Below are 24,493 nucleotides of genomic sequence, written 5' to 3'. Positions count from 1 at the left end.
GGGAAACCCACCCAAGATAACTTGGGTATCTGTTACTGAATACATAGGTAACAGAGGCGAACCGGGAGAACTGAAACATCTAAGTACCCCGAGGAAAAGAAATCAACCGAGATTCCCTCAGTAGCGGCGAGCGAACGGGGATTAGCCCTTAAGCATCTTGGAAGTTAGTGGAACGGTCCTGGAAAGGCCGGCGATACAGGGTGATAGCCCCGTACACGAAAACAACCTTGATGTGAAATCGAGTAGGGCGGGACACGTGACATCCTGTCTGAATATGGGGGGACCATCCTCCAAGGCTAAATACTCCTGACTGACCGATAGTGAACCAGTACCGTGAGGGAAAGGCGAAAAGAACCCCTGTGAGGGGAGTGAAATAGAACCTGAAACCGTGTACGTACAAGCAGTGGGAGCCCTTCGGGGTGACTGCGTACCTTTTGTATAATGGGTCAGCGACTTACATTTTGTAGCGAGGTTAACCGTATAGGGGAGCCGTAGGGAAACCGAGTCTTAACTGGGCGTCTAGTTGCAAGGTGTAGACCCGAAACCGGGTGATCTAGCCATGGGCAGGTTGAAGGTTGAGTAACATCAACTGGAGGACCGAACCCACTAACGTTGCAAAGTTAGGGGATGACCTGTGGCTGGGGGTGAAAGGCCAATCAAACTCGGAGATAGCTGGTTCTCCCCGAAAGCTATTTAGGTAGCGCCTCGGACGAATACTACTGGGGGTAGAGCACTGTTTGGGCTAGGGGGTCATCCCGACTTACCAACCCCATGCAAACTCCGAATACCAGTAAGTAATATCCGGGAGACACACGGCGGGTGCTAACGTCCGTCGTGAAGAGGGAAACAACCCAGACCGCCGGCTAAGGTCCCAAAGTTCTGGTTAAGTGGGAAACGATGTGGGAAGGCTCAGACAGCTAGGATGTTGGCTTAGAAGCAGCCATCATTTAAAGAAAGCGTAATAGCTCACTAGTCGAGTCGGCCTGCGCGGAAGATGTAACGGGGCTCAAACCAGGCACCGAAGCCGCGGATTCACACTTATGTGTGAGTGGTAGGGGAGCGTTCTGTAAGTCTGCGAAGGTGTATCGAGAGGTATGCTGGAGATATCAGAAGTGCGAATGCTGACGTAAGTAACGATAAAGGGGGTGAAAAGCCTCCTCGCCGGAAGACCAAGGGTTCCTGTCCAACGTTAATCGGGGCAGGGTGAGTCGACCCCTAAGGCGAGGCCGAAAGGCGTAGTCGATGGGAAGCAGGTTAATATTCCTGCACGACTTGTAATTGCGATGGGGGGACGGAGAAGGCTAGGTGGGCCAGGCGACGGTTGTCCTGGTGAAAGTGCGTAGGTGGTGTTTCCAGGCAAATCCGGAGACACAACACTGAGACACGAGACGAACGCACTACGGTGCGGAAGCCATTGATGCCCTGCTTCCAGGAAAAGCCTCTAAGCTTCAGATTACAAGTCATCGTACCCCAAACCGACACAGGTGGTCGGGTAGAGAATACCAAGGCGCTTGAGAGAACTCGGGTGAAGGAACTAGGCAAAATAGAACCGTAACTTCGGGAGAAGGTTCGCTCCTGACAGTGAAGTCCCTTGCGGATGGAGCAGTTGGGAGTCGCAGTGACCAGATGGCTGGGACTGTTTATCAAAAACACAGCACTCTGCAAACACGAAAGTGGACGTATAGGGTGTGACACCTGCCCGGTGCCGGAAGGTTAATTGATGGGGTTAGCGCAAGCGAAGCTCTTGATCGAAGCCCCGGTAAACGGCGGCCGTAACTATAACGGTCCTAAGGTAGCGAAATTCCTTGTCGGGTAAGTTCCGACCTGCACGAATGGTGTAACCATGGCCATGCTGTCTCCACCCGAGACTCAGTGAAATCGAATTCGCCGTGAAGATGCGGTGTACCCGCGGCTAGACGGAAAGACCCCGTGAACCTTTACTACAGCTTGGCACTGAACATTGAACCTACATGTGTAGGATAGGTGGGAGGCTTTGAAGGCGTGACGCTAGTTGCGCTGGAGCCGTCCTTGAAATACCACCCTTGTATGTTTGATGTTCTAACGCAGGGCCCTGAATCGGGCTCGCGGACAGTGCCTGGTGGGTAGTTTGACTGGGGCGGTCTCCTCCCAAAGAGTAACGGAGGAGCACGAAGGTTGGCTAATCCTGGTCGGACATCAGGAGGTTAGTGCAATGGCATAAGCCAGCTTAACTGCGAGACGGACAGGTCGAGCAGGTACGAAAGTAGGTCATAGTGATCCGGTGGTTCTGAATGGAAGGGCCATCGCTCAACGGATAAAAGGTACTCCGGGGATAACAGGCTGATACCGCCCAAGAGTTCATATCGACGGCGGTGTTTGGCACCTCGATGTCGGCTCATCACATCCTGGGGCTGAAGTCGGTCCCAAGGGTATGGCTGTTCGCCATTTAAAGTGGTACGCGAGCTGGGTTCAGAACGTCGTGAGACAGTTCGGTCCCTATCTGCCGTGGGCGTTGGATGATTGAAGGGAGTTGCTCCTAGTACGAGAGGACCGGAGTGAACGAACCTCTGGTGTTCGGGTTGTCACGCCAGTGGCACTGCCCGGTAGCTAAGTTCGGAATCGATAACCGCTGAAAGCATCTAAGCGGGAAGCGAGCCCTGAGATGAGTCATCCCTGACCCCTTGAGGGTCCTAAAGGGCCGTTGGAGACCACAACGTTGATAGGTGGGGTGTGTAAGCGCGGTGACGTGTTGAGCTAACCCATACTAATTACCCGTGAGGCTTAACCATACAACACCCAAGAAGTGTTCTAAGGCTTGTAGCAAATACCAAGCGAACTACTTACGTCAGCTTTCTCAGATTGAAGATTTTTGCCTGGCGGCCATAGCGCCGTGGAACCACCTGATCCCATGCCGAACTCAGAAGTGAAACGCGGTAGCGCCGATGGTAGTGTGGCATTCGCCATGCGAGAGTAGGACACTGCCAGGCACCCAATTAAACAGCGATGTGAAGAATCATGTCACTGGCTGCGAGGATGACACCTCAGAAAATGCAGCAGAAGATTTAGCGAAAGCTAACCGAATGCGGAGCGGTAGTTCAGTCGGTTAGAATACCGGCCTGTCACGCCGGGGGTCGCGGGTTCGAGTCCCGTCCGCTCCGCCACTAATTTGAAGGCCTTCCCGATTGGGAAGGCCTTTTTGCTATGGGCGTTCTTTACCCAGTGACCTCCAGATTTGCACACCAGAACGTGCGCCAAAGCCCGGCCCCATGACCGAGCTTTGGTGTTTTTAGCTTGTTAAACCAGCCAATGGCTCGCTTTTATCTGTCGGAAGGATGGCCAGATAGCCGATTATTTCCACCATTTTCTGGCTATATCCGAGCCTTATCAGCCATTTGAGCGAGTTTACAGGCGGCCAAATCAGGCTTCTGCCGCCTGCTGGTTGCAGGGCAGTTCCATATTGACCACCCCCTCTTCCATTTGCACATCGATCTTGAAGCCAAGCCGTTTGGCGAGGTTGATCATGCCACGATTGCTGGGCATGGTCATGCCGGATAACTGGCCAATCCCCTGCTCTTTGGCGTAACGGATGATCTTCTCCATCATCAATTTGCCGAGCCCCACCCCTTTCAAGTCCGATCGCACCAGAATAGCAAACTCGGCATCGCTCTGGTCCGGAGTCGAGATAGCGCGTACCACGCCGAGGATCTGATCCTGCAGCTCGCCATCTTGCCCCACCGCTACGAAGGCCATCTCCCGGTCGTAATCGATCTGGGTCATGCGAGCCAGCTCTTCATGGCCCAGCTCGCCCACATCGGCAAAGAAGCGTTTGTACCTGTCTTCATCGGAGACCAGCAGTACGAACTGCTTGTGAGCCGGTTCATCTTCCGGCCGGATCGGGCGTAGCAGGATATGGCGCTGATCTTTAAGCCAGGCACCCTCCTCCAGTTCGGTGGGATAGGGGCGGATCGCCAGCCGGTTGCTGGTCGGGATGGCGGCATCACTCAGTGTGAGGCTGGCATCCAGCACCACCATCTCGGTGCCGCACGCTTGCAGCGGGTGCAGGTCCAGCTCCTGAATCTCCGGAAAGGCGAGCAATAATTCGGAGAGCTGGCAAAGCACTTGGCCCAAGGCGTCGATATCCAGTCGCTCCGGCGTCGCCTGTTCGCGGATCTTGCGGCTTTTGATGGCGCCGATGATCTGGTAACGAGCCAGCGCCTGATTGAGCGGCGGTAGCGCTGCTACCATATCCTGCGGTTCGGCGCCCGACTCGCCCAGCAGGATGACGGGGCCAAAGATGGCGTCTTGCTGGATCCGTACCCGCAGCTCCAGTCCGCCGCTGCGGCGAGCCATCCGCTGCACCAGCAAGCCTTCGATGCGGGCGCCCGGATCATGCTGTTTGACCCTGTCCAGAATGGCATCTGCGGCTTGCGCCACTTCGGCCGAGGTGCGCAGATTGAGCACCACGCCGTGTACGGCAGACTTGTGCAGGATATCGGGCGAGCGCAGTTTTACCGCCACTGGATAGCCGATCTGCTCGGCGGTGAGGGTCGCCTCGATGGCGTCGGTGACGATCCAGGTTGTCAGGGTCGAGAGACCGGCGGCTTGCAAAATAGGGTGTACCAGATGAGTATCTAGCCTCAGTTGCTTGCGCTCCTGCGCCTGACGAATCAGCTGCTGGCACAGCTCGACATTGAGCTGGTTGCCATGCAGGGATGCCGGGGTTTCCATCAACTGCTTCTGGTTGCGGCGGTATTCCACCATGTGCATGAAGGCGGCCATGGCGCTTTCCGGCGTGCGGTAGGTCGGGAAGCCCGCTTCGGTAAAGAGTTTACGCCCCTCCTGCGCCGAGTATTCGCCCGCCCAGTTGGTGAGGATATTGAAACGGCGCGCTCTGGGATGTTGTTTCAGATGGGCGATAAGATGGCTGGCCAGCGGCGCGCTCGGTGCCGTGAGCGAGGGGGCGTGGATGATCAGGATGGCGTCGATGCCATCCTCCTGCAACACGTTGTCCAGCGCCTCCTGATAGGTGGTGATGGTGGCATCGCTGCCGATGTCGAGCGGCGGGCGAGCCAGCTTGCCGCCCCGCTCCAGCAGCACATCCACCGCCATATTGGCCAGCCCGCGGCCGTTGGAGATGATGGCGAGTCGCTCTCCCTTGAGGGTCATGGAGTGGCTGAGGGTTTCCACCGCGGCAAACAGTTCGTGGGTATCCCGTACCCGCAACATGCCGGCGCGGCGGATGGCGGCATCATAGACGTTGTCGAGGCCGTGGGCCGGATCGTGGCGCCCGCTTTTCAGTACCAGGATCGGCTTGTTGCGCGAGGCTGCCCGCGCAGCCGAGAGAAAGTGGCGGGCGTCGTGCAACTTGTCCATGTAGATCAAGATGGCGCGGGTGACGCTGTCGCGGGAGAGCTGATCCAGCAGCTGGCCGAAGTCGATATCGCAGTGATCGCCAAGGGAGATGAAGGCGGAGAAGCCCAGCTCATGCTGCTTGGCCCAATCCAGAATGGTGGTGCTGACGGCGGCGGATTGCGACAGAAATGCGACTTGCCCCGGCTTGGCGGCAATGGGTGAAAAGCTGGCGTTGATCCCCTGGCCGGGCAGCAGCATTCCCATGCTGTTGGGGCCGAGCAGGCGAATGTCATATTGCTGGCAGACCCGTTTCAGCTCCAGTCGCTCCTCGGGGGAAAAGTCGGCGGCCAGTATGATGGCAGCCCCCGCGCCCTTTTGGCCGAGCGCTTCCAGTAACGGCAAGACCCGCTCCCGCCTGGTGCAGATGATGGCGAGATCCGGGGTCAGCGGCAGGCTGGCAATATCGGGATAGGCCAGCACGCCGGCGATGGCCTTGTTGCGCGGGGTGACGGGGAGGATGGGCCCTTTGAACTGGCCCGCCAGCAGGTGGCGCACAATTACATGACCCGCCTTGAGCGGGTCGGTCGAGGCGCCGATCACGGCGATTGAGTGGGGTTTGAACAGCCGATCCAGACCGCTTGCTTTCATGGGCACTCCCGACAAAAGGGGGAAGATACCAGTCTAATACGCCTTTGCTGCGGGTTCTGTGACCGGATCCTGATCACCGTTTGTTCAGGGCATTGGCACGCAGATAAAAGCGCAGTTCGCCCTGCACCCGGCGAATGGCTCCCAGGTGGCGTTCCTGCAGATAGATATCCTGCTCCCGGTCGAGCGCCGTACTGGGCACGCCCATGCTTTGCAGATACTCGTCAAACAGGGTTGAACCCTTGATCTCTACCAGATGCTGTTTCATGGCTCTCCTCCCTGCGCCTTGGCGTGTGTTGATGAACGCCCAGTCTGCGATGACCTGCCGGGTTTGCCTATTGTCACTTTTGACACGAGATTTGACACGAGAGCGCTCACACATCTTTCAGAGAGGGCGCCGTTGAGGTGCTGGCTGGCGTTATAGTATGGCGAGGAGCATGAGGCACGGATGGTGCGCAGGATGATCAGAGTCTGGTGGTGGTGCATGGCACTGTGGACGGTTGGCGCAACGGCAACCGAGCAGCCTATCCGCGCCTGGAATCTGCTGCTGGATCACCCCAACCCCGCCGTCGTCCAGTTGTTGCGCCTCTCCCTCGATCTCACCGTGCCCGAATATGGCCCCTACCAGCTGGTCTCCAGCCCGCAGATGGAGCAGGGGCGGGCGGTGAAGGAGCTGCGCAGCGGCGAGCTGGTTCAGGTCGGTGTTTTTGCCCCCGATGGTGAGCGAGAGCGTGAGTTGCTGGCAATCCACATTCCGCTGGCCAAGGGGCTGCTGGGGTGGCGGGTGTGTCTGGTTCGGCGGGGGGATGAGGGGCGTTTTGCCGCGATCGGGTCGTTGGCGGACTGGCATCGCGCCGGGCTTTCCATCGGCCTGCACAGATCCTGGCCAGACACCCAGTTGCTGCGGGCTAACGGCCTCAAGGTGACGGTGGGCAATCTTTATGAGGCGCTCTTCAACATGCTGCGCAAGAAGCGCTTTGACTGCTTCCTGCGCTCGGTCATCGAGGTCGAGGATGAACTAAGGCAGCATCCGGATCTCGCCATCGAGCCCCGTCTGGTGTTTCGCTATCCGCTGGCGCTGCTCTTCTTTGTCTCGCCAAAATATCCGGAGCTGGCCCAGCGCATCGAGCTTGGCCTGCTGCGGGCGCGGCAGTCTGGTGCTTTTGACCGGGTCTTTGAAGAGGGATTTGGCAGCACCATTCGGCGGCTGAAACTGGATGAGCGGGTGCGCCTCGAGCTGCACAACCCCGACTTGCCGCTGCCCAGCCGCATCATGATGGCCGATCCGGCCCTTATCTATAATCCGGTGTCAGCGCAGTGAACCCTGATTCTGCGCGGTATCCCAGAAGGCGCGGATCAGCGGTTCTTCCAGCCGCTTCTTGAGCACCCCGATCCCCACATCAAATGGTTTGAAGGCGGGTTTGAGGTCGATGATCCGCACCTTGTCGCCGAGCGGGCTGTGGTCGATCACCGCCGCCGGCACCAATCCTACGCCACAGCCGAGCGCCACCATGGCGACAATCCCCTCGTTACCCGCCACTTCGGCATAGATGTTGGGCGCTATCCCCTTGTTGCGAAACCACTGATCGCTGCGTTTGCGGGCCAGCCCCTGCTCGGAGAGGATGACTGGCAACTGCTCCCAATCAGGTTCTCCCTGACGGAACCACAGGTTCAGTTGTGGGGCGTTGCGCGGCGCGATAAAGACCAGCGGCACCAGCTGAAGGCTGGCGAACTCCAACTTGGCGGGCAGGGCATCGGGACGGGCGGCGATGGCGAGATCGGCCTCATCGGCCAGGATCTTGTCCACCGCCAGCGCCGGGTCGCCGGTCTCCAGCTTGATCTCCAGCTGGGGGTAGCGGCGGCGAAAGCGCTCCAGTACCTCGGGCAGCAGAAAGTAGCTGGCAGTGACCGAACAGAAGACCCGCAGCCGCCCCTGCAGCGGTTCATCGCTGCGTTTGAGCTCCTGCTTGAGCTGGCGCCACTCCTGCAACAGGCTGCCGCCGAATTCGCGCAGCTTCTCACCGGCGGGGGTGAGGCGCACCGAGCGGTTGTCCCGTTCGAACAGGATGCAGCCTGTCTCCTGCTCCAGTCGCTGGATGGCGCGGCTCAGGGTGGAGGGGCTGACCGCCATGGCATCGGCGCTCTTGCCGAAGTGGAGGGAGTCGGCGAGGTGGAGAAACAGCTCGAGATTGCGAAGATCCATCTTTCAGCTCCTGGCGCGGCATATGTGCCCGATATCCAGCGGTTGGCGGCTTGTTTCTGCCATCTCGCGGTACATTCAGCAGGCAATTATGAAGGGTGATCGTTTCAGTTATTGCAACGTACTGTTTCGAATATATCAGTTCAGGCAATAAGTGTCCCGCGCTATAGTGGTTCAGACAACGCCGCTATCCGGCATGGAATCAATCGAACGGAGCAATCACCATGGCTAACTATTTCAACACCTTGAACCTGCGTCAGCAGTTGGCCCAGCTGGGCAAGTGTCGTTTCATGCAGCGCGAAGAGTTCGCGGACGGCTGCAACGTGCTGAAGGGCAAGAAGGTGGTGATTGTGGGCTGTGGTGCCCAGGGTCTGAACCAGGGTCTGAACATGCGCGACTCCGGGCTGGATATCTCCTACGCCCTGCGCAAGGCCGCCATCACCGAGAAGCGTGCCTCCTGGCAGAAAGCTACCGACAACGGCTTTGCGGTCGGTACCTATGAAGAGCTGATCCCGACCGCCGATCTGGTGCTGAACCTGACTCCGGACAAACAGCACTCTGACGTGGTGAAGACCGTGATGCCGCTGATGAAGCAGGGTGCTGCGCTGGGCTACTCCCACGGCTTCAACGTGGTGGAAGAGGGTCAACAGATCCGCTCCGACATCACGGTCGTGATGGTGGCGCCCAAGTGCCCGGGCACCGAAGTGCGTGAAGAGTACAAGCGCGGTTTCGGCGTGCCGACCCTGATCGCCGTTCACCCGGAAAATGACCCGAAAGGCGAAGGCATGGCCATCGCCAAGGCGTGGGCCTCTGCCACCGGCGGCGATCGTGCCGGGGTGCTGGAGTCCTCCTTCGTGGCGGAAGTGAAATCCGATCTGATGGGCGAGCAGACCATCCTCTGCGGCATGCTGCAGGCCGGTTCCCTGCTCTGCTACGACAAGCTGGTTGCCGAAGGGACAGACCCGGCCTACGCCGGCAAGCTGATCCAGTTTGGCTGGGAGACCATCACCGAAGCCCTGAAGCAGGGTGGCATCAGCCTGATGATGGACCGCCTCTCCAACCCGGCCAAGCTGCGCGCCTTCGAGCTCTCCGAGCAGCTCAAGACCCTGATGCGCCCGCTGTTCGAGAAGCACATGGACGATATCATCGCCGGTGAGTTCTCCCGCGGCATGATGGCCGACTGGGCCGAAGACGATGCCAAGCTGTTCGGCTGGCGCGAAGAGACCGGCAAATCTGCCTTCGAAAATGCGCCGGCGTTTGCAGGCAAGATTGCCGAGCAGGAGTACTTCGACAATGGCGTGGTGATGGTGGCCATGGTCAAGGCGGGTGTCGAGTTGGCGTTCGAGACCATGGTGGCTTCCGGTATCTACGAGGAGTCCGCCTACTACGAATCCCTGCACGAGTTGCCGCTGATCGCCAACACCGTTGCCCGCAAGCGTCTGTACGAGATGAACGTGGTCATCTCCGACACCGCCGAGTACGGTAACTACCTGTTCGCCAACGCTGCAGTGCCGTTGCTGCGCGAGCACTTCATGCCGACCCTGAAAGCGGGCGATCTGGGTGCCAGCAAGGCGGAAGGGCAGAGCGTCGACAACCTGGCGCTGCTGGCGGCCAACGAAGCGACCCGCAACCACCCGATCGAGAAAATCGGCCAGGTACTGCGCGGTTATATGAAAGACATGAAACGCATCGCCGTTGGCGGTTAAGCCAGCATCGGGCTGGATGATGAAGGGGCGGGGATGACGATTCCCGTCGCCGGTCGGACTGGACACCCGACCGGCCAGCCAGAAAACTCAGCCTGACAGTCATAAAAAAGCCCCGCTCATCGAGCGGGGCTTTTGCATTCAGAAAGGCTGGATAAATCAGGCTTTCCACGCTTTCCAGGTGTTGATCAGACCGTTGGTGGAGCAGTCGTGGCTGGTGACAGCCTCGTTGTTGCCCAGCTCCGGCAGGATCTTGTTGGCCAGCTGTTTGCCCAGCTCCACGCCCCACTGGTCGAAGGAGAAGATGTTCCAGATTGCGCCCTGTACGAAGATCTTGTGTTCATACATGGCGATCAGGGCACCCAGGGTTTTCGGGGTCAGGCTCTTGAACAGGATGGAGTTGGTCGGGCGGTTGCCTTCGAACACCTTGAACGGCACTAGATCCTTGACCTGCTCCAGGGTTTTGCCAGCAGCCAGGAACTCGGCTTCAACTTCTTCCTTGCTCTTGCCGAAGGCCAGCGCCTCGGTCTGGGCGAAGAAGTTGGCCAGCAGTTTCGGGTGGTGGTCACCGATCGGGTTGTGGCTGATGGCTGGCGCCAGGAAGTCACAGGGGATCAGCTTGGTGCCCTGGTGGATCAGCTGGTAGAAGGCGTGCTGGCCGTTGGTACCCGGCTCACCCCAGATGATGGGGCCAGTCTGGTAGTCAACCGGCTTGCCGTTGCGATCCACGTACTTGCCGTTGGACTCCATGTTGCCCTGCTGGAAGTAAGCAGGGAAGCGGTGCATGTACTGGTCGTACGGCAGAATGGCTTCGGACTCGGCACCGTAGAAGTTGTTGTACCACAGGCCAATCAGCGCCAGCAGCACCGGCACGTTCTGCTCATAGGAGGCAGTGGCGAAGTGCATGTCCATCTCGAAGGCGCCTTGCAGCAGGGCTTCGAAGTTCTCGAAACCGACGGAGAGGGCGATGGGCATGCCGATGGCAGACCAGGAGGAGTAGCGGCCGCCAACCCAGTCCCAGAACTCGAACATGTTGTTAGTGTCGATACCGAACTCGGCCACGGCCTTGCCGTTGGTGGAGAGGGCCGCGAAGTGCTTGGCAACGTGGGCCTTGTCACCGGCGATCTTGATGAACCAGTCGCGAGCGGTCAGGGCGTTGGTCATGGTCTCCTGGGTGGTGAAGGTCTTGGAGGCCACCAGGAACAGGGTGGTTTCCGGATCGATCTTCTTCAGGGTCTCGGCGATGTGAGTGCCATCGACGTTGGAGACGAAGTGCATCTGCAGGTGGTTTTTGTAGGGACGCAGTGCCTCGGTGATCATCACCGGGCCGAGATCGGAGCCACCGATACCGATGTTGACCACGTGCTGGATCACTTTGCCGGTGTAACCTTTCCACTCGCCTCCGATTACCTTCTCGCAGAAGCCTTTCATCTTGGCCAGTACGGCGTTCACTTCCGGCATCACATCCTTGCCGTCGCACTCGATGGTGCGGTCGGAGCGGTTGCGCAGGGCCACGTGCAGTACGGAGCGCCCTTCGGTCATGTTGATCTTGTCGCCATTGAACATGGCATCGATCGCGCTGCGAAGATCGGTCTCTTTGGCCAGTTCAACCAGCAACTTGAGGGTTTCTTCGGTGATCAGGTTCTTCGAGTAATCAACCAGGATGTCGCCGCCAAAGGTGAGGGAAAACTTGTCAAAGCGCTTCGGGTCCTGCGCGAACAGATCCTTGAGTCGGGTCTCTTTGTTTGCTGCAAAGTGGGCTTCCAGTGCCTGCCAGGCCTGGGTTTGGGTTGGATTGATGTTTTTCATAGGATTCCTGAAATGCCAAGTTGTGTTTGAACCTTGCAGGCAAGGTCCCGCCAAACCTTATTATCCGAGCATTATAGCGAGCCGGCCGGGCGGCCCGTGTAACAGAGTTTTACCGATTGTCTTTTACCGCAATGGGGCAACCGTCGGGAGTATACAACCAGAACATCGGGATTATGAGTCACGAAAGCAAGGGGGATCTTGCGCTCGCTCATGATTGGGGTTGGCCCGCAGCTCTGAAATTGTTTTCATTCCGCTGGCCTGATTATGCAGCGGATGGCGCGCCAGAAATGACAATGCCAGCCCGAAGGCTGGCATTGTTGATTGCTGCTTTTACCGCGATTACGCCTGCGGTTTTTGCATGTGCATCACCATCTGCGGGAAGGGAATTTCGATCCCTTCGGCATCAAAGGTGAGTTTCACCTTCTCGTGGAAGTCGAACCAGACACCCCAGTAGTCGCCGGTCTTGACCCACGGGCGCACCACGATATTGACCGAGGAGTCGGCCAGCGCGGCGACGGCGATGGTGGCAGCCGGATCTTTCAGGATGCGCGGCTCTTCGTTCACCAGACGCTCGAGGATCTGCTTGGCCTTGCGCAGGTCGGAGCCGTAGCCGATACCAAAGGTCATATCGACGCGGCGGGTATCCATGCGCGAGTAGTTGACGATGGTGCCGTTAAGGATGGCGGAGTTCGGTACTACCACCATCTTGTTGTCACCGGAGGTGAGGGTGGTGGTGAACAGCTGAACGGATTGCACCACGCCAGACGTGCCTGCCACTTCGATAAACTCGCCCGCCTTGATGGGGCGGAAGATGATCAGCAGGAAGCCGGCGGCAAAGTTGGAGAGCGAGCCCTGCAGCGCCAGACCGATGGCCAGACCGGCGGCACCGATGATGGCGACGAAGGAGGCGGTTTGCACCCCGACCCGGCCCAGCGCGGCGATCACCACGAACACCAGAATGGCGTATTTGAGGATACTGCCGACGAAGTGGGTGACTGTGGTGTCGAGCTTGCGCGCCTGCATCACTTTTACCACGCCACCGCTGAGCAGATTGGCGGCGATATAGCCGACCAGCAGGGTGAGCAGGGCGGCCGCGATGTTGACGGCATACTCGATCAGCAGGCCCTGGTTATTGACCAGCCAGGTCTGCGCTTCGGTAATGATTTCGGGTTCCATAGGATGTCCTTTCGGGTGCTAAAGGTTTATGGCGCATGAATCTAACATCGCAGCGCGACAGTCCGGGTCGCATCTGGTGCTTATTTTACTGCCATAAAAAGCTGCCACAAAAAAGAAGGGAGGCCAAGGCCTCCCTTCTTCGTGCTCGGTGAAAAGCGCTGCCGCTCAGCTTTGCAGCAGCTGGCTGCGGATAAACTGCCACTGATCCTCGAAGCCGGCGGTGGGCTTGAGCTTGAACTCGGAACGGACAAACTGGCTGATGCGGCCCTCGGTATAGGCCAGCAGCAGATTGGCCAGCATGGTCTCATCGAGCTGGAAGCCCTGACCCTCGCGCAGCCGCTTCTCGCGCAGTACCTGTTTGATCTGGGTCTCCAGCTTGTCAAACAGGATGCTGATGCGATCCCGCAACCGGTCGTGCTCGCCCAGCAGGGCATCGCCGTTGAGGATGCGGGTGATGCCGGGATTGCGCTCGGCGAACACCAGCAGCAGCTGCAGGATGTGGTGGCAGCGTGCCATGGTGTCTTTCTCTTCCGCCATGATCAGATTGACCCGTGACAGCAGGGAATCCTCGATAAAGTCGATCAGCCCTTCGAACATCCGCGCCTTGCTTGGAAAGTGTCGATAGAGGGCTGCTTCAGAGACGCCGACCTCGGCCGCCAGACGGGCCGTGGTGATGCGCTGGCCGGGACTGGTTTCCAGCATATGGGCGAGCGCCTGCAGGATCTGATCGCGCCGACTCTGTTTCTGATTACTGCTTGCCATGGATTCCCCTAAAAAAACAATGGCTTGATTCTGTTATTAAGCACCGCCCATCGGGCTGGTGTGGTCTGTTATTGGCGACCAGAAGAACCAAAACCGCCTTCACCCCGTTCGCTCTGATTGAACTCATCGACCAGTTGGAAGCTGGCCTGAACTACCGGCATGATCACCAGCTGGGCGATGCGCTCGCCGGGTTGCATGGTGAACTCATCCTTGCCGCGGTTCCAGACCGAGACCATCAGCTGACCCTGGTAATCGGAATCGATCAGACCGACCAGGTTGCCCAGCACGATGCCGTGCTTATGGCCGAGGCCGGAGCGGGGCAGAATGGTGGCACACAGACCCGGATCCTGGATGTGGATGGCCAGACCGGTCGGCACCAGAGTGGTATCACCCGGAGCCAGAGTCAACGGCGCATCCAGCAGTGCGCGCAGATCCATGCCGGCAGAGCCGGGAGTGGCGTAGGCGGGCAGCGGGTACTCGGTACCGATACGGGCATCCAGAATCTTCAGTTCAATTTGTGTAGTCATGAATCGCTTTTTCAGTTGGATCTTGTATTGGCGCCCCTCTTGGCAAGGCGGGGCGCCGTGAGTCTTGTTCTTTCGGGACGCTCAGTGCCGGTAGTGGCGCGCAATCAGGGCGATCAGGTGACGGGCCAGCGTCAGCTTGTCGGCCAGCGGCAGCGGGGCCTGGCCCCCTTGCCAGAACACGGTCAGGGCGTTGTCATCGGCGTTGAAGCCTTGCCCCTCGCGGGACACATCGTTGGCGGCGATCATGTCCAGCCGCTTACGCTGCAACTTGTCGAGGGCGTATTGTTCCACATCCACGGTTTCGGCGGCAAATCCGACGGTGAAGGGTTTGTCTGAAAGGGCACCGACGGCCGCGATGATGTCGGGGTTTTTCACCAGCTTCACCACCATCTGGTCGTTGTCGCCGGTCTTCTTGATCTTCTGGCTGGCGACCTGTTCGGGGCGGTAGTCGGCCACTGCCGCGCAACCGATGAAGAGGTCGCACTCGCCGACCCGGCTCATCACCGCCTGATGCATCTGCTCGGCGCTCTCGACATCGATGCGGGTAACGCCCGCAGGCGTCGCCAGCGTCACCGGCCCGCTCACCAGCGTCACTTCGGCACCCGCTTCACGGGCAGCTCGGGCGATGGCGTAGCCCATCTTGCCGGAGCTGTGGTTGCTGATGTAGCGCACCGGATCCAGTGCCTCGCGGGTTGGCCCTGCGGTGAGCAGCAGCTTGACGCCTGCCAGCAAGGGCTCGGCGGCCAGCTGCTGACAGCAGCGATCCACCAGTTCGAGGGGGTCCAGCATCCGCCCCGGGCCCACATCGCCACAGGCCTGGCTGCCGGCATCCGGCCCCCACAGCAGAATGCCGCGGCTGGCCAGGGTCTTGAGGTTGGCCTGGGTCGCGGCGTTGAGATACATCTGCTGGTTCATGGCAGGTGCCAGCGCGATGGGCGCCGGAGTGGCCAGACAGAGGGTGGTCAGCAGTTCATCGGCCATGCCTGCTGCCATCCGCGCCATCAGGTTGGCGCTGGCGGGGGCGATCAATACCAGATCGGCCCACTTGGCTAGCTCGATATGGCCCATGCCCGCTTCGGCGGAGGGATCCAGCAGGCTGTAGGCCACCGGATGACCGGAGACCGCCTGCAGGGTCAGCGGAGTGATGAACTCCTTGGCGGAGCGGGTCATCACCACCCGCACTTCGGCGCCCTGATCTTTCAGGCGGCGTACCAGCTCGGCACTCTTGTAGGCGGCGATCCCGCCACTGACACCCAACAGGATGCGTTTATCGGCCAATCTCATCTGCTGTTTCTCTATCCGGCTCATTCTGACTGGTCGGCTAAGATACCACAGGCAATGGATGACGACAGGGGTTGGCATCAAGGGGTGTGGTCAGGCGCGCGCAATTTTTTGCTATGTTTTTTCTCAACAGGGATTAGGGAGAGACAAATGAGCATCAAAGAGTGGCCGGAAGATGAACGCCCCAGAGAGAAGCTGCTGCGTCAGGGGCCCGCGTCGCTCTCCGATGCCGAGCTGCTCGCCATCTTTCTGCGCACTGGCGTCAATGGCCTGAGTGCAGTGGACCTTTCACGCAACCTGTTGAATCAATTCGGTTCTTTGCGCAGCTTGCTGGGGGCGGATCAACGAGCATTCTGCGAGGCGCACGGCCTTGGCCCGGCCAAATATGCCCAGTTGCAGGCGGTGCTGGAGATGGCCAGACGCCATCTGGCCGAGCAGCTGCAACGGGGCGATGCGCTCACCTCGCCCCAGCTGACCCGCGACTATCTGCAGGCCCAGCTGCGGGATCGGCCGCGCGAGGTGTTTGCCCTGTTGTTGCTCGACAATCAGCACAGAGTCATTCAATTTGTTGAGCTTTTTTATGGCACTATCGACTCGGCGAGCGTCTGGCCAAGAGAAATCGTGCAGATCGCGCTCAAACATAATGCAGCCGCGGTGATTCTGGCGCATAATCACCCGTCCGGCGTCGCCGAGCCCAGTAGGGCCGACCGCCAGATCACGGATCGGATCACGGCCGCTTTGGCCCTGATCGATATCAGAGTGCTGGATCACTTGGTGATCGGTGATGGCATCACGGTTTCTTTTGCCGAGCGCGGTTGGCTATAACTGTGCTCTGGCACCGTATTAGTTGATCTTTGATCACGGATGCTGTATAAAATGCCGCCTTCTGTTTGCCCCGCAATCGAAGGCCAGCGGGGCAGATATTTGCTCGAGCAATGAAGTAAGATTTGGAGAGACTGACATGTCTAGAGTATGCCAAGTAACCGGCAAGCGCCCGGCAGTTGGTAACAACCGTTCGCACGCTAACAACGCCACCAAGCGTCGTTTCCTGCCGAACCTGCACACTCACCGTTTCTGGGTTGAGAGTGAAAAACGCTTCGTAAGCCTGCGCGTATCCGCAAAAGGCATGCGTATCATCGACAAGCGTGGCGTTGAAGTGGTTCTGGCTGAACTGCGCGCCAGCGGTGTTAAGGTATAAGGAATTAGATCATGGCTAAAGGTATTCGCGAGAAAATTCGCCTGAACTCCAGCGCCGGTACTGGTCACTTCTATACCACTACCAAAAACAAGCGCACCATGCCCGAAAAAATGGAGATCAAAAAGTTTGATCCCGTTGTTCGTCAGCATGTGATCTACAAGGAAGGCAAAATCAAGTAATTACTTGATGCTGCATTCCCAAAAACCCGGCTTCGTGCCGGGTTTTTTTATGCGCCGAATTCAGTACACTGCCGGTTCAAAGGGAGGCTTGCCATGTTCAAATTGAGCCGCAAAGGCTGGAATAACGTGATCATCGTGGTGGTGCTGATCGTGATCACCCTGTTGCATCGTATGGAGACTGCCCAGCAGGAGAACAGCGCCAAGCGGGCTCGCCCCTTGCTGCCGGATGCGGCCGTGGTGCTCACTTGGCAGGGGCCTAGTTGGCAGATTGAGCGGATCGGTCAGGGCTGGCGCAGTGTGCCGGATCTGGGGCTCGACACGGCGCAGCTGGATGCCCGGCTGGCACGCTGGCAAGGCTGGTTGCTGCCCCCCGGCGAGGTGGTGCGCGGCACCCCGGTGACCATCAAGGTGTGGATTGCTGGCCAGAACGATCCGGTCGAGATCGGCCTCTATCAGAACAGCGGCCAGTATGGTGCCCAGTTGCCCTCCGGTCTCTGGCTCGCCCTCACTGCCGAGCAGTATCGCGATCTGCTGCGTCCTGCCCCCTGATTGTCCACCAGTCGACTCTGTTTGCGAGGTACCAATGCCTGAATTGCCAGAAGTTGAAGTCAGTCGTCAGGGGATCTCCCCTGGCTCACCGGTATCAAAGTGACACGCGTGATGGTGCGGGATGGCCGCCTGCGCTGGCCGATCCCCGGTGAGATTCAGGAGCTGGTGGACCTCACCATCCATCGGGTGCGTCGCCGTGCCAAATACCTGCTGCTGGAGACCGATTTCGGCACCGCCATCCTTCATCTGGGGATGTCCGGCAGCCTGCGGGTGCTGGATATCGGCACGCCAGCCGAGAAGCACGACCACGTGGATATCGAGCTGGAGAATGGCAAGCTGCTGCGGCTCAACGATCCGCGCCGCTTCGGCGCCCTGTTGTGGACCCGGGAACCGGCCGAAGCCCACGCGCTGCTCGCCAAGCTGGGGCCAGAGCCGCTCACCGATGCCTTCAGTGCTGATTACCTGCAGGGGCGCGCCAAGGGGCGCAGCACCGCCATCAAACAGTTCCTGATGGACAATCAGGTGGTGGTCGGGGTGGGCAACATCTACGCCAACGAGGCGCTCTATGCTGCCGGCATTCACCCCAAACGGGCGGCGGGTAATATCAGCGCCGAGCGGCTGGGAACCCTGGTGGCCGAGATCAAGCGGGTGTTGGCCGAGGCGATTCGCCAGGGCGGCACCACTCTCAAGGATTTCACCAGTGCCGATGGCAAGCCGGGCTATTTCGTGCAGCAGTTGCAGGTTTATGGCCGTGGCGGTCAGCCCTGTTTCCACTGTCACACCCTGCTGACCGAGACAAGAATGGGCCAGCGCACCACGGTTTTTTGCAGTCATTGCCAGCGCTGAGCGCACTTTTTGCCCCGATCCGGGGGAAGTTGTAACAGCGTATTTCCACTCTGTTGAAGATTTGCACAGCTGTCACTAGTATCCCGACCGTTCAGGCGGTTTGAGAATATAAAAATGACAGTTAAATCAATAGACTGGGAATATTTATCCCGGCAGGAGCGCTATTGCGCAAAATCCATGGCCCGCTTCCTCTACCCCGAGGGATGTGACCGGAAAACCTTCAATCGCGGCAAGTTCGTGCTGCGCAGCCTGCTCTATCGCAAGTCGTTGAGCAGGGTCTTCAGCCTGTTTCAGTGCGACTCGCTCAAGGCGCTGCCAGCTGTCTATCCCGAGCTGCTCGACAAGCCGATGCGCCCCTATCGCTTCGCCTGTGCCAGCGCCCGTGAGCGGGCCGAGATGCTGGAAAATCACTACCGTTTGCTGCTGGAGTGCTACCCGCAGCTGATCGACCCCCTCTATCTGGGCGAGGGGATCGCGCTGGGGCACTATCCACAGAGCGGCTGCCGCATTCTGCTGCGCCACGATGGCACCTTCCGCCGCGAGGCCGAGCTGGCGCTCTCTATCGTCAACGGCGAGGGGCAGCGCCTCTACAGCTGCGCCTTTTCGCTGGCGGGCAGCGTGGATCGTTTGATTCTGATGATCGGCTCCATGCAGGGGCCGGAGCCTGCGGTCGACAATGCCCAGGATCGGGTGCGCGAGCTGACCAAAGAGGGACACGGCCTGCGGCCCAAATCCCTGCTGGTGCAGCTGGTGCTGCAACTGGCGCAGAGCATGGGGGCAGCGGAGGTGCTGGCGGTGCGCAAGCGGGCCCACGTGTTTCAGGCCAAGCGCTATAGCAGCAAGCAGAAAGCCAATTTACAGGCCGATTATGACGAGCTGTGGCAGGAGTTCGACGCCCGGGATGTGGATGCCAACTTCGTCGCCCTGCAAGCCCAGCCGCGCAAGCCGCTGGAGGAGATCGCCGCCAAGAAGCGGGCCATGTACCGGCGCCGCTACGAGTGGCTCGATCTGCTGGTGCAGGAGATGAATGAGCAGTTTGCCCGTCAGTAACCGGCAAGCAGGCTGACCTCTCCATGCGAGAGAGATACAACAAGGGCTACCTACGGGTAGCCCTTGTTCGTAGTTGCCGTCGGGAATGGCCAGTGTGGAAGGGGATCACCCTTTCTGTTTGGCTGCGATGGCCTGGGCCACCACGGGATCGACAAACTGACGAATGTCGCCACCGTGCAGCGCCACCTCTTTCACCAGAGTGGAGGAGATAAAGGAGTTCTCCTCCGCCGGGGTGAGGAAGACGCTCTCAAGCGTGGGCATCAGGCGGCGGTTCATGTTGGCCAGCTGGAACTCGTACTCGAAGTCGGAGACGGCGCGCAGGCCGCGGATAAGCACGTTGGCCTGATGCTCTTTGGCGAAATCGACCAGCAGGCCGGAGAAGCCCACCACCTTGACGTTGGGAAGCGTGCTGGTCACTTGCTGGACAAGCTGGACACGTTCTGCCAGATCGAACAGCGGGCGCTTGCTCGGGCTGTTGGCGACACCGACCACCACCTCGTCAAACAGCTTGGCGGCCCGGCCGATGAGATCGGCGTGGCCATTGGTAACGGGATCAAAAGTCCCGGGATAAATTACCCTGGTAGTCATCTTTGCGGTCCTGCAACCTGGAAATTTGGTCGCATTATAAGGTCGTCGCTTGAGAATAGCAGTGCATCAGGCAAGAATACGCCATCGCGCATCAAGCCTCCCTGCATTGGTGACAGGGAGCAAAGGGATTTTTTATGAAACGTATTCTGGTCGTTCGCAATGACAAGATTGGTGACTTCATGCTGGCGTGGCCTAGCTTCGCCATGCTCAAAGGCTCCATGGAGTGTCATGTGACTGCCCTGGTTCCGGCCTACACGGCGCCGCTGGCCCGGCTCTGCCCCTGGATTGACGAGGTGATCATCGATCCGGGCGTGCGGGCCGACAAGGAGCAACAGCGAGCGCTGCTGGCGCGGATCAAGGCGGCGGCGTTCGACGCGTCCATCTGCCTCTTCTCCAACTCCCGCAACGCCATGCTGGTGTGGAAGGCGCACATCCCTTACCGGCTGGCCCCGGCGACCAAGCTGGCGCAGGTGCTCTACAACCAGCGACTGGTGCAGCGTCGCTCCCGCTCCCAGAAGCCGGAATCCGAGTACAATCTGGAGCTGATCCGCCGCTTCCTGGCCGATCAGCAGGTGGCCGTGGTGGAGCCCAAGACCCCCTTCCTGCAGTTCGATGAGGAGACTCTGCTACAGGTGCGCGAGCAGCTGGCACTCAAGCTCAAGCTCGATGCCAGCCGCCCCTGGCTGATGGTGCATGCCGGTAGCGGCGGTTCGGCCAACAATCTCTCCATCGAGCAGTATGCCCGCATCATCATCAAGCTCAATCAGGCCTGCCCCGAGCTGCAGTGCGTGCTGACCGCAGGCCCTGGCGAGGAGAAGATGGCCGAACAGCTGGCGGCCGAGTTGCTGGCCCACGGTGGCAACGGCTGGATCTACCGCTCCAGCGATGGTCTGCCGATGTTCTGTCAGGTGCTGGCCAACGCAGCCCTGTTCGTTGCAGGCAGTACTGGCCCGCTCCATATCGCTGGTGCGCTCGATGTGCCGACCATCGGCTTCTTCCCGATGCGCCGCTCCGCTACTCCGCTGCGCTGGAAGCCCCTCAACAGCGAAGGGCGTCACCTCGCCTTCAGCCCGCCGGAGGATAGCGACCATCCTGAGGATATGAGCCAGCTCGATCCCAAGACCATGGTGCCGGTGATGGCCCGCTGGGCGGCGCCTTTCTGGCGCAAGTAACGTATGCAGCAATGCAAACAGGGCCCCGTGGGGCCCTGTTTCGTATGACGGTTATTCCGGCTGCTGCGGCTGCTGGCGCACCCAGAGGTCGGCGTATTTGACGAAGGTGGAGTGGGCGGAGAGGATCGCCAGCAGCAACCCCTGCTTGCCGTCGAGGAAGCCCGCTTTTAGCAGGTACATCTTGAGGAAGCAGCCGACCGCGTGGATCAGCCCCTGACTGAGGGAGCCCTTCTTGCCGCGAGCGGTGCGCTGATCGGCCCAGGCGCGGGCATAACCGGCGGATTTCACCAGATAGTGCTCCAGATCCCGATAGGTGAAGTGAAGCAGGTCGCCATGAATATTGACGATCTTCATGTTGGCCCGTACTTCCACCTTTTCGTGCACCAGCGCCTCGTTGTAGCTGGTGAGTGCCTTGGGATAGAGGCGCAGCACCCGATCCGGATACCAGCCGCTGTGGCGGATAAAGCGGCCAAACACCCAGGAGAGGCGCGGGATCGAGTAGATGGTATCGCTGGCCGGATTGGCCATCACGTTGGCGATGGCGGTTTTCAGCTCGGGGGTGAGCCGCTCGTCGGCATCCAGCCACAGTACCCAGTCGGACTGCACGTGGGATTGGGCCAGCTGGCGCTGTTTGCCAAAGCCGGGCCACTTGGCGTTGACGAAGAAGCGGGCACCAAATTCGGCGGCAATGGCCGGGGTCTCGTCCTGACTGCCGGAGTCCAGAATGACGATCTCGTCCACCAGTCCGTCGAGGGAGGCGAGGCACTTGCGCAGGTTGTCGGCTTCATTCTTGACGATCAGAACGGCAGCCAGAGTCGGTTTTTTCACGAAATGGGGCTCACGGTTATTGCCCGGCTGGCGGGTCGAATGCGTATTGATGGGCCATTCTAACGGAAAAACGGGCCAAAGAGAGAGCCGCCATTGCCCGTTTCTATCAGCTGTTTGCCTGTCTCGTCTCGTCCGGTTGGAAGCGAGGCACCGCTGGAAAAATGGGGTGACGGCAGCGTCTGCCAAGGATCTTCTGTTATTTATCCAGTCATTCTTGGGGCATAATCTCGCCCAGTGATGATTAACAGCCGGGCCAGTCCCGAGAGAAGACGCGTGATGAAAATATTGGTGATCGGCCCCTCCTGGGTCGGCGATATGGTGATGTCCCAGAGCCTCTACAAGGCGATCAAGGCCAACCATCCGGAGTGTGAACTGCACGTGATGGCCCCTGCCTGGTGCTGCGCCCTGCTGGAGCGGATGCCGGAGGTGGACAAGGCGATCACCATGCCCCTCGGCCACGGTGACTTCAAGCTGGTGGCGCGCCGCCGCCTCGGCAAGCAGTTGGCAGCGGAGAAGTACGATCAGGCCATCGTCCAGCCCAACTCCATGAAGTCGGCGCTGATCCCCTGGTTTGCCCGCATTCCGGTCCGTACCGGCTGGAAGGGCGAGAGCCGCTACGGTCTGCTCAACGACCTGCGCAGCAACAAGTCCGCCTTCCCGCTGATGGTGGAGGGCTATCTGGCGCTCGCTTATCCCAAGGCGCAGATGAAGAGTCGGGCCGATATCCCGACCATTCCGCATCCGGCGCTCCATGTCGATCTGATCAACCAGAGCAAGGCGCTGGAGCGGCTGGGACTGGATCGCGCCCGTCCGGTGCTGGTGATCTGCCCCGGTGCCGAGTTCGGCCCGGCCAAGCGCTGGCCGGAAGGGCACTACGCCGTGGTGGCCCAACAGCATCTGGACGAGGGGTGGCAGGTGTGGATCTTCGGTTCCAACAAGGATGTGCCGGTGGCCAATACCATCCGGGATCGGGTCAATCTGCTGACTCGCCCCAACTGCCACGTGCTGGCGGGCAAGACCAGCCTGCACGAGGCGATCGATCTGATGGCGCTGGCCAGCCGGGTCATCTCCAACGACTCCGGCCTGATGCACATCGCCGCCGCCCTCAACCGGCCGCTGGTGGGTGTCTATGGCTCCACTTCGCCGCTCTACACCCCGCCGCTGGCGGATCGGGTCGAGATCGTCCACACCGACATCGAGTGTCGCCCCTGCTTCAAGCGCACCTGCAAGTTCGGCCATCTCAAGTGCCTGATCGATCTGGCGCCGGAGCAGGTGGTCGATGCCTGCAAGAAGCTGGAGCAGAGTCAGTAAGATGCCCTATCGTCTGCTCTACAACCTGCTGATCCATCTGGGATTGCCGCTGGCGCTGCTGGCCCTCTACAAGCCGAAGAAAGGCAAGCCCGGCTTTGGCGAGCGCTGGGCCGAGCATCTCGGGCGGCTGCCCGCCACCGGACAGGAGGCGCCGCTCTGGATCCATGCGGTGAGCGTGGGGGAGACGCTGGCCATCACGCCGCTCATTCGCGCCCTCGAGGCGGAGCGGCCCGATCTGCCGATCCTGCTCACCACTACCACCCGCACCGGTGCCGATCAGGCTGCCAAGCTGGGGGATCTGGTGATCCATCGCTACGCGCCGCTCGACTACCCCTGGGCCATTGCCGCCTTTCTCGACACCTTCAAGCCGCGCGCACTTTGGGTGATGGAGACCGAGTTATGGCCCAACTGGCTGGCAGCCTGTGAGGCGCGCCACCTGCCGGTGACCATCATCAACGCCCGCCTCTCCGAGCGTTCCTGCCAGCGCTATGCCCGCTTCCACGGTGCCTTCGACGCCCTGAGCCGGCCGCTGACCCATTTGCTCTGTCAGCATCAGGATGACGCCGACCGCTTCGCCCGCCTCGGTATCGAACGTTCGCGGCTGGCGGTGACCGGCTCCATCAAGTTCGATATCCAGTTTGGTGACGAGGTGCAGGCAAAAGGGCGCGCCCTGCGCCAGCAGCTGGGGACAGATCGGCCGGTCTGGATCGCCGCCAGCACCCATCAAGGTGAGGACGAGCAGGTGCTGGCCGCCTTCGATCTGCTGCTCAAACGCCATCCCGATGCGCTGCTCATTCTGGTGCCGCGCCACCCCGAGCGGTTCGACCGGGTGGCCGAACTGTGCGCCCCTTACGGCTGCGTGCGGCGCACTGATGGTGCTGAGGTGAATGCGGAGGATAAGGTCTATCTCGGCGATACCATGGGTGAGCTGCCGCTGATGCTGGCGGCGGCCGATGTGGCCTTCGTCGGTGGCAGTCTGGTGAAGATCGGCGGTCACAACCTGCTGGAGCCGGCAGCCCTCGGCAAGCCCTGCCTGACGGGGCCCGCCTACTTCAACTTCAGCGATATCACCCGCCAGCTGGTGGCTCAGGGGGGCGCCGCCATCGTGGCCGATGCCGCCGAGCTGGGCGAGCGGGTGAGCCAGCTGTTTGCCGACGGCAACGCCCGTCGCGAGATGGGGGAGCAGGCCCGCGCCGTGGTGCTGCGCAATCAGGGAGCGCTGGCGCGTACCCTCTCGCACTGCCTCACTGCGCTGGAGAACGACTGAGTTTCAGTCTTTCATACAGCCCGCTATCCATCATCGATGGCCGACCATAAAAAAACGGAGCGCGATGCGCT

General features: G+C 60.0%; 20 protein-coding genes, 1 tRNA gene, 2 rRNA genes and 1 pseudogene (1 of these 24 cut by a window edge). 14 read left to right on the top strand and 10 right to left on the bottom strand.

Going from position 1 to position 24,493, the window contains the following annotated elements; genetic code table 11:
- From ACTG2T_RS08915 to ACTG2T_RS08905, 3 genes are all read left to right on the top strand, one after another.
- Nucleotides 1-2,768: ribosomal RNA gene (locus ACTG2T_RS08915) — 23S ribosomal RNA — on the top strand (it extends 122 nt beyond the left edge of the window).
- A gap of 83 nt (nucleotides 2,769-2,851) precedes the next feature.
- A 5S ribosomal RNA gene (gene rrf / locus ACTG2T_RS08910) occupies nucleotides 2,852-2,966 on the top strand.
- A gap of 97 nt (nucleotides 2,967-3,063) precedes the next feature.
- Nucleotides 3,064-3,140: transfer RNA gene (locus ACTG2T_RS08905), tRNA-Asp, on the top strand.
- 256 nt (nucleotides 3,141-3,396) lie between these two features.
- Here the strand turns inward: ACTG2T_RS08905 and ACTG2T_RS08900 are convergent.
- Together ACTG2T_RS08900 and ACTG2T_RS08895 are read right to left on the bottom strand one after the other, a co-directional pair.
- Entirely contained in the window at nucleotides 3,397-5,979 is a 2,583-nt protein-coding gene (locus ACTG2T_RS08900) for a bifunctional acetate--CoA ligase family protein/GNAT family N-acetyltransferase (RefSeq protein ID WP_330125712.1), read from the bottom strand.
- Nucleotides 5,980-6,052: 73 nt separating this feature from the next.
- Nucleotides 6,053-6,244 carry a hypothetical protein gene (locus tag ACTG2T_RS08895; RefSeq protein WP_005339486.1) on the bottom strand — a complete coding sequence of 64 codons (192 nt, stop codon included), beginning with the start codon at nucleotides 6,242-6,244 and terminating at the stop codon, nucleotides 6,053-6,055.
- 192 nt (nucleotides 6,245-6,436) lie between these two features.
- On the opposite strand from ACTG2T_RS08895, the gene ACTG2T_RS08890 reads away from it, so the two are divergent.
- A complete protein-coding gene (locus ACTG2T_RS08890; protein ID WP_330125713.1) occupies nucleotides 6,437-7,297 on the top strand; it encodes a hypothetical protein in 861 nt (286 codons plus the stop codon).
- Here ACTG2T_RS08890 and ilvY read toward each other — a convergent pair.
- Nucleotides 7,286-8,179 (bottom strand): HTH-type transcriptional activator IlvY, encoded by an 894-nt coding sequence (gene ilvY / locus ACTG2T_RS08885; protein WP_330125714.1) that lies wholly within the window; start codon nucleotides 8,177-8,179, stop codon nucleotides 7,286-7,288. The genes ACTG2T_RS08890 and ilvY overlap by 12 nt on opposite strands.
- A 221-nt stretch (nucleotides 8,180-8,400) precedes the next feature.
- On the opposite strand from ilvY, the gene ilvC reads away from it, so the two are divergent.
- Nucleotides 8,401-9,882 (top strand): ketol-acid reductoisomerase, encoded by a 1,482-nt coding sequence (ilvC, locus tag ACTG2T_RS08880; RefSeq protein ID WP_041210772.1) that lies wholly within the window; start codon nucleotides 8,401-8,403, stop codon nucleotides 9,880-9,882.
- A gap of 156 nt (nucleotides 9,883-10,038) precedes the next feature.
- On the opposite strand, the gene pgi is transcribed toward ilvC, so the two are convergent.
- The 5 genes from pgi to coaBC all read right to left on the bottom strand — a co-directional run bounded on the left by pgi (nucleotide 10,039) and on the right by coaBC (nucleotide 15,437).
- A complete protein-coding gene (gene pgi, locus ACTG2T_RS08875) occupies nucleotides 10,039-11,688 on the bottom strand; it encodes a glucose-6-phosphate isomerase (RefSeq protein ID WP_330125715.1) in 1,650 nt (549 codons plus the stop codon).
- A 339-nt stretch (nucleotides 11,689-12,027) separates the two neighbouring features.
- Nucleotides 12,028-12,864: a mechanosensitive ion channel domain-containing protein gene (locus tag ACTG2T_RS08870; RefSeq protein WP_041210774.1), complete on the bottom strand. Its 837-nt coding sequence runs from the start codon at nucleotides 12,862-12,864 to the stop codon at nucleotides 12,028-12,030.
- 165 nt (nucleotides 12,865-13,029) lie between these two features.
- Nucleotides 13,030-13,626 (bottom strand): nucleoid occlusion factor SlmA, encoded by a 597-nt coding sequence (gene slmA / locus ACTG2T_RS08865; RefSeq protein ID WP_005339495.1) that lies wholly within the window; start codon nucleotides 13,624-13,626, stop codon nucleotides 13,030-13,032.
- A 68-nt stretch (nucleotides 13,627-13,694) separates the two neighbouring features.
- Entirely contained in the window at nucleotides 13,695-14,153 is a 459-nt protein-coding gene (gene dut / locus ACTG2T_RS08860) for a dUTP diphosphatase (RefSeq protein WP_005339498.1), read from the bottom strand.
- Nucleotides 14,154-14,234: 81 nt separating this feature from the next.
- Nucleotides 14,235-15,437 carry a bifunctional phosphopantothenoylcysteine decarboxylase/phosphopantothenate--cysteine ligase CoaBC gene (coaBC, locus tag ACTG2T_RS08855; protein WP_124930445.1) on the bottom strand — a complete coding sequence of 401 codons (1,203 nt, stop codon included), beginning with the start codon at nucleotides 15,435-15,437 and terminating at the stop codon, nucleotides 14,235-14,237.
- Nucleotides 15,438-15,584: 147 nt separating this feature from the next.
- Between coaBC and radC the strand changes: the two genes are divergently transcribed.
- From radC to ACTG2T_RS08825, 6 genes and pseudogenes are all read left to right on the top strand, one after another.
- Complete coding sequence (radC, locus tag ACTG2T_RS08850) at nucleotides 15,585-16,259, top strand: RadC family protein (RefSeq protein WP_330125716.1); 675 nt, start codon at nucleotides 15,585-15,587, stop codon at nucleotides 16,257-16,259.
- 136 nt (nucleotides 16,260-16,395) lie between these two features.
- Nucleotides 16,396-16,632 (top strand): 50S ribosomal protein L28, encoded by a 237-nt coding sequence (gene rpmB / locus ACTG2T_RS08845; RefSeq protein WP_005307492.1) that lies wholly within the window; start codon nucleotides 16,396-16,398, stop codon nucleotides 16,630-16,632.
- A gap of 11 nt (nucleotides 16,633-16,643) precedes the next feature.
- Nucleotides 16,644-16,811 (top strand): 50S ribosomal protein L33, encoded by a 168-nt coding sequence (gene rpmG, locus ACTG2T_RS08840; protein WP_005307500.1) that lies wholly within the window; start codon nucleotides 16,644-16,646, stop codon nucleotides 16,809-16,811.
- Between the two features lie 93 nt (nucleotides 16,812-16,904).
- The gene (locus ACTG2T_RS08835; protein ID WP_108613983.1) at nucleotides 16,905-17,360 is read left to right on the top strand and encodes a hypothetical protein; all 456 of its coding nucleotides are present in this window, start codon (nucleotides 16,905-16,907) and stop codon (nucleotides 17,358-17,360) included.
- A gap of 34 nt (nucleotides 17,361-17,394) precedes the next feature.
- Nucleotides 17,395-18,206 (top strand): annotated as a pseudogene (gene mutM / locus ACTG2T_RS08830) (bifunctional DNA-formamidopyrimidine glycosylase/DNA-(apurinic or apyrimidinic site) lyase).
- 114 nt (nucleotides 18,207-18,320) lie between these two features.
- Nucleotides 18,321-19,256 carry a VirK/YbjX family protein gene (locus tag ACTG2T_RS08825; protein WP_323918901.1) on the top strand — a complete coding sequence of 312 codons (936 nt, stop codon included), beginning with the start codon at nucleotides 18,321-18,323 and terminating at the stop codon, nucleotides 19,254-19,256.
- A 105-nt stretch (nucleotides 19,257-19,361) separates the two neighbouring features.
- Here ACTG2T_RS08825 and coaD read toward each other — a convergent pair whose 3' ends face one another.
- Nucleotides 19,362-19,844, bottom strand: a complete 483-nt coding sequence (coaD, locus tag ACTG2T_RS08820; RefSeq protein ID WP_021231538.1) for a pantetheine-phosphate adenylyltransferase — start codon at nucleotides 19,842-19,844, stop codon at nucleotides 19,362-19,364.
- A 134-nt stretch (nucleotides 19,845-19,978) separates the two neighbouring features.
- Here coaD and ACTG2T_RS08815 point away from each other — a divergent pair, with 134 nt between their 5' ends.
- Entirely contained in the window at nucleotides 19,979-21,016 is a 1,038-nt protein-coding gene (locus ACTG2T_RS08815; RefSeq protein WP_330125718.1) for a glycosyltransferase family 9 protein, read from the top strand.
- Nucleotides 21,017-21,067: 51 nt separating this feature from the next.
- Here the strand turns inward: ACTG2T_RS08815 and ACTG2T_RS08810 are convergent, their stop codons facing one another.
- Complete coding sequence (locus ACTG2T_RS08810) at nucleotides 21,068-21,844, bottom strand: glycosyltransferase family 2 protein (protein WP_330125719.1); 777 nt, start codon at nucleotides 21,842-21,844, stop codon at nucleotides 21,068-21,070.
- Nucleotides 21,845-22,120: 276 nt separating this feature from the next.
- On the opposite strand from ACTG2T_RS08810, the gene waaF reads away from it, so the two are divergent.
- Together waaF and waaA are read left to right on the top strand one after the other, a co-directional pair.
- The gene (gene waaF / locus ACTG2T_RS08805; RefSeq protein ID WP_330125721.1) at nucleotides 22,121-23,155 is read left to right on the top strand and encodes a lipopolysaccharide heptosyltransferase II; all 1,035 of its coding nucleotides are present in this window, start codon (nucleotides 22,121-22,123) and stop codon (nucleotides 23,153-23,155) included.
- A 1-nt stretch (nucleotide 23,156) separates the two neighbouring features.
- Nucleotides 23,157-24,422: a lipid IV(A) 3-deoxy-D-manno-octulosonic acid transferase gene (waaA, locus tag ACTG2T_RS08800; protein ID WP_330125722.1), complete on the top strand. Its 1,266-nt coding sequence runs from the start codon at nucleotides 23,157-23,159 to the stop codon at nucleotides 24,420-24,422.
- Nucleotides 24,423-24,493 lie beyond the last annotated feature (71 nt).

This window comes from Aeromonas sp. 75A (assembly GCF_051919425.1).
Lineage (GTDB): Bacteria > Pseudomonadota > Gammaproteobacteria > Enterobacterales > Aeromonadaceae > Aeromonas > Aeromonas veronii.
The sequence above is the reverse complement of the archived record's forward strand: the minus strand, read 5'-3'. Positions and strand labels throughout refer to the sequence as shown.

Excerpts from the sequence above, each read along its gene's own strand:
- waaF (WP_330125721.1), top strand. The coding sequence starts at position 22,121 with ATGAAAATATTGGTGATCGGCCCCTCCTGGGTCGGCGATATGGTGATG.
- ACTG2T_RS08835 (WP_108613983.1), top strand. The coding sequence starts at position 16,905 with ATGTTCAAATTGAGCCGCAAAGGCTGGAATAACGTGATCATCGTGGTG.
- radC (WP_330125716.1), top strand. The coding sequence starts at position 15,585 with ATGAGCATCAAAGAGTGGCCGGAAGATGAACGCCCCAGAGAGAAGCTG.
- ACTG2T_RS08825 (WP_323918901.1), top strand. The coding sequence starts at position 18,321 with ATGACAGTTAAATCAATAGACTGGGAATATTTATCCCGGCAGGAGCGC.
- dut (WP_005339498.1), bottom strand. The coding sequence starts at position 14,153 with ATGACTACACAAATTGAACTGAAGATTCTGGATGCCCGTATCGGTACC.
- ACTG2T_RS08890 (WP_330125713.1), top strand. The coding sequence starts at position 6,437 with ATGATCAGAGTCTGGTGGTGGTGCATGGCACTGTGGACGGTTGGCGCA.
- ACTG2T_RS08895 (WP_005339486.1), bottom strand. The coding sequence starts at position 6,244 with ATGAAACAGCATCTGGTAGAGATCAAGGGTTCAACCCTGTTTGACGAG.
- coaD (WP_021231538.1), bottom strand. The coding sequence starts at position 19,844 with ATGACTACCAGGGTAATTTATCCCGGGACTTTTGATCCCGTTACCAAT.
- ACTG2T_RS08870 (WP_041210774.1), bottom strand. The coding sequence starts at position 12,864 with ATGGAACCCGAAATCATTACCGAAGCGCAGACCTGGCTGGTCAATAAC.
- pgi (WP_330125715.1), bottom strand. The coding sequence starts at position 11,688 with ATGAAAAACATCAATCCAACCCAAACCCAGGCCTGGCAGGCACTGGAA.
- rpmG (WP_005307500.1), top strand. The coding sequence starts at position 16,644 with ATGGCTAAAGGTATTCGCGAGAAAATTCGCCTGAACTCCAGCGCCGGT.
- rpmB (WP_005307492.1), top strand. The coding sequence starts at position 16,396 with ATGTCTAGAGTATGCCAAGTAACCGGCAAGCGCCCGGCAGTTGGTAAC.
- ACTG2T_RS08900 (WP_330125712.1), bottom strand. The coding sequence starts at position 5,979 with ATGAAAGCAAGCGGTCTGGATCGGCTGTTCAAACCCCACTCAATCGCC.
- slmA (WP_005339495.1), bottom strand. The coding sequence starts at position 13,626 with ATGGCAAGCAGTAATCAGAAACAGAGTCGGCGCGATCAGATCCTGCAG.
- ilvY (WP_330125714.1), bottom strand. The coding sequence starts at position 8,179 with ATGGATCTTCGCAATCTCGAGCTGTTTCTCCACCTCGCCGACTCCCTC.
- waaA (WP_330125722.1), top strand. The coding sequence starts at position 23,157 with ATGCCCTATCGTCTGCTCTACAACCTGCTGATCCATCTGGGATTGCCG.
- ilvC (WP_041210772.1), top strand. The coding sequence starts at position 8,401 with ATGGCTAACTATTTCAACACCTTGAACCTGCGTCAGCAGTTGGCCCAG.
- coaBC (WP_124930445.1), bottom strand. The coding sequence starts at position 15,437 with ATGAGATTGGCCGATAAACGCATCCTGTTGGGTGTCAGTGGCGGGATC.
- ACTG2T_RS08815 (WP_330125718.1), top strand. The coding sequence starts at position 19,979 with ATGAAACGTATTCTGGTCGTTCGCAATGACAAGATTGGTGACTTCATG.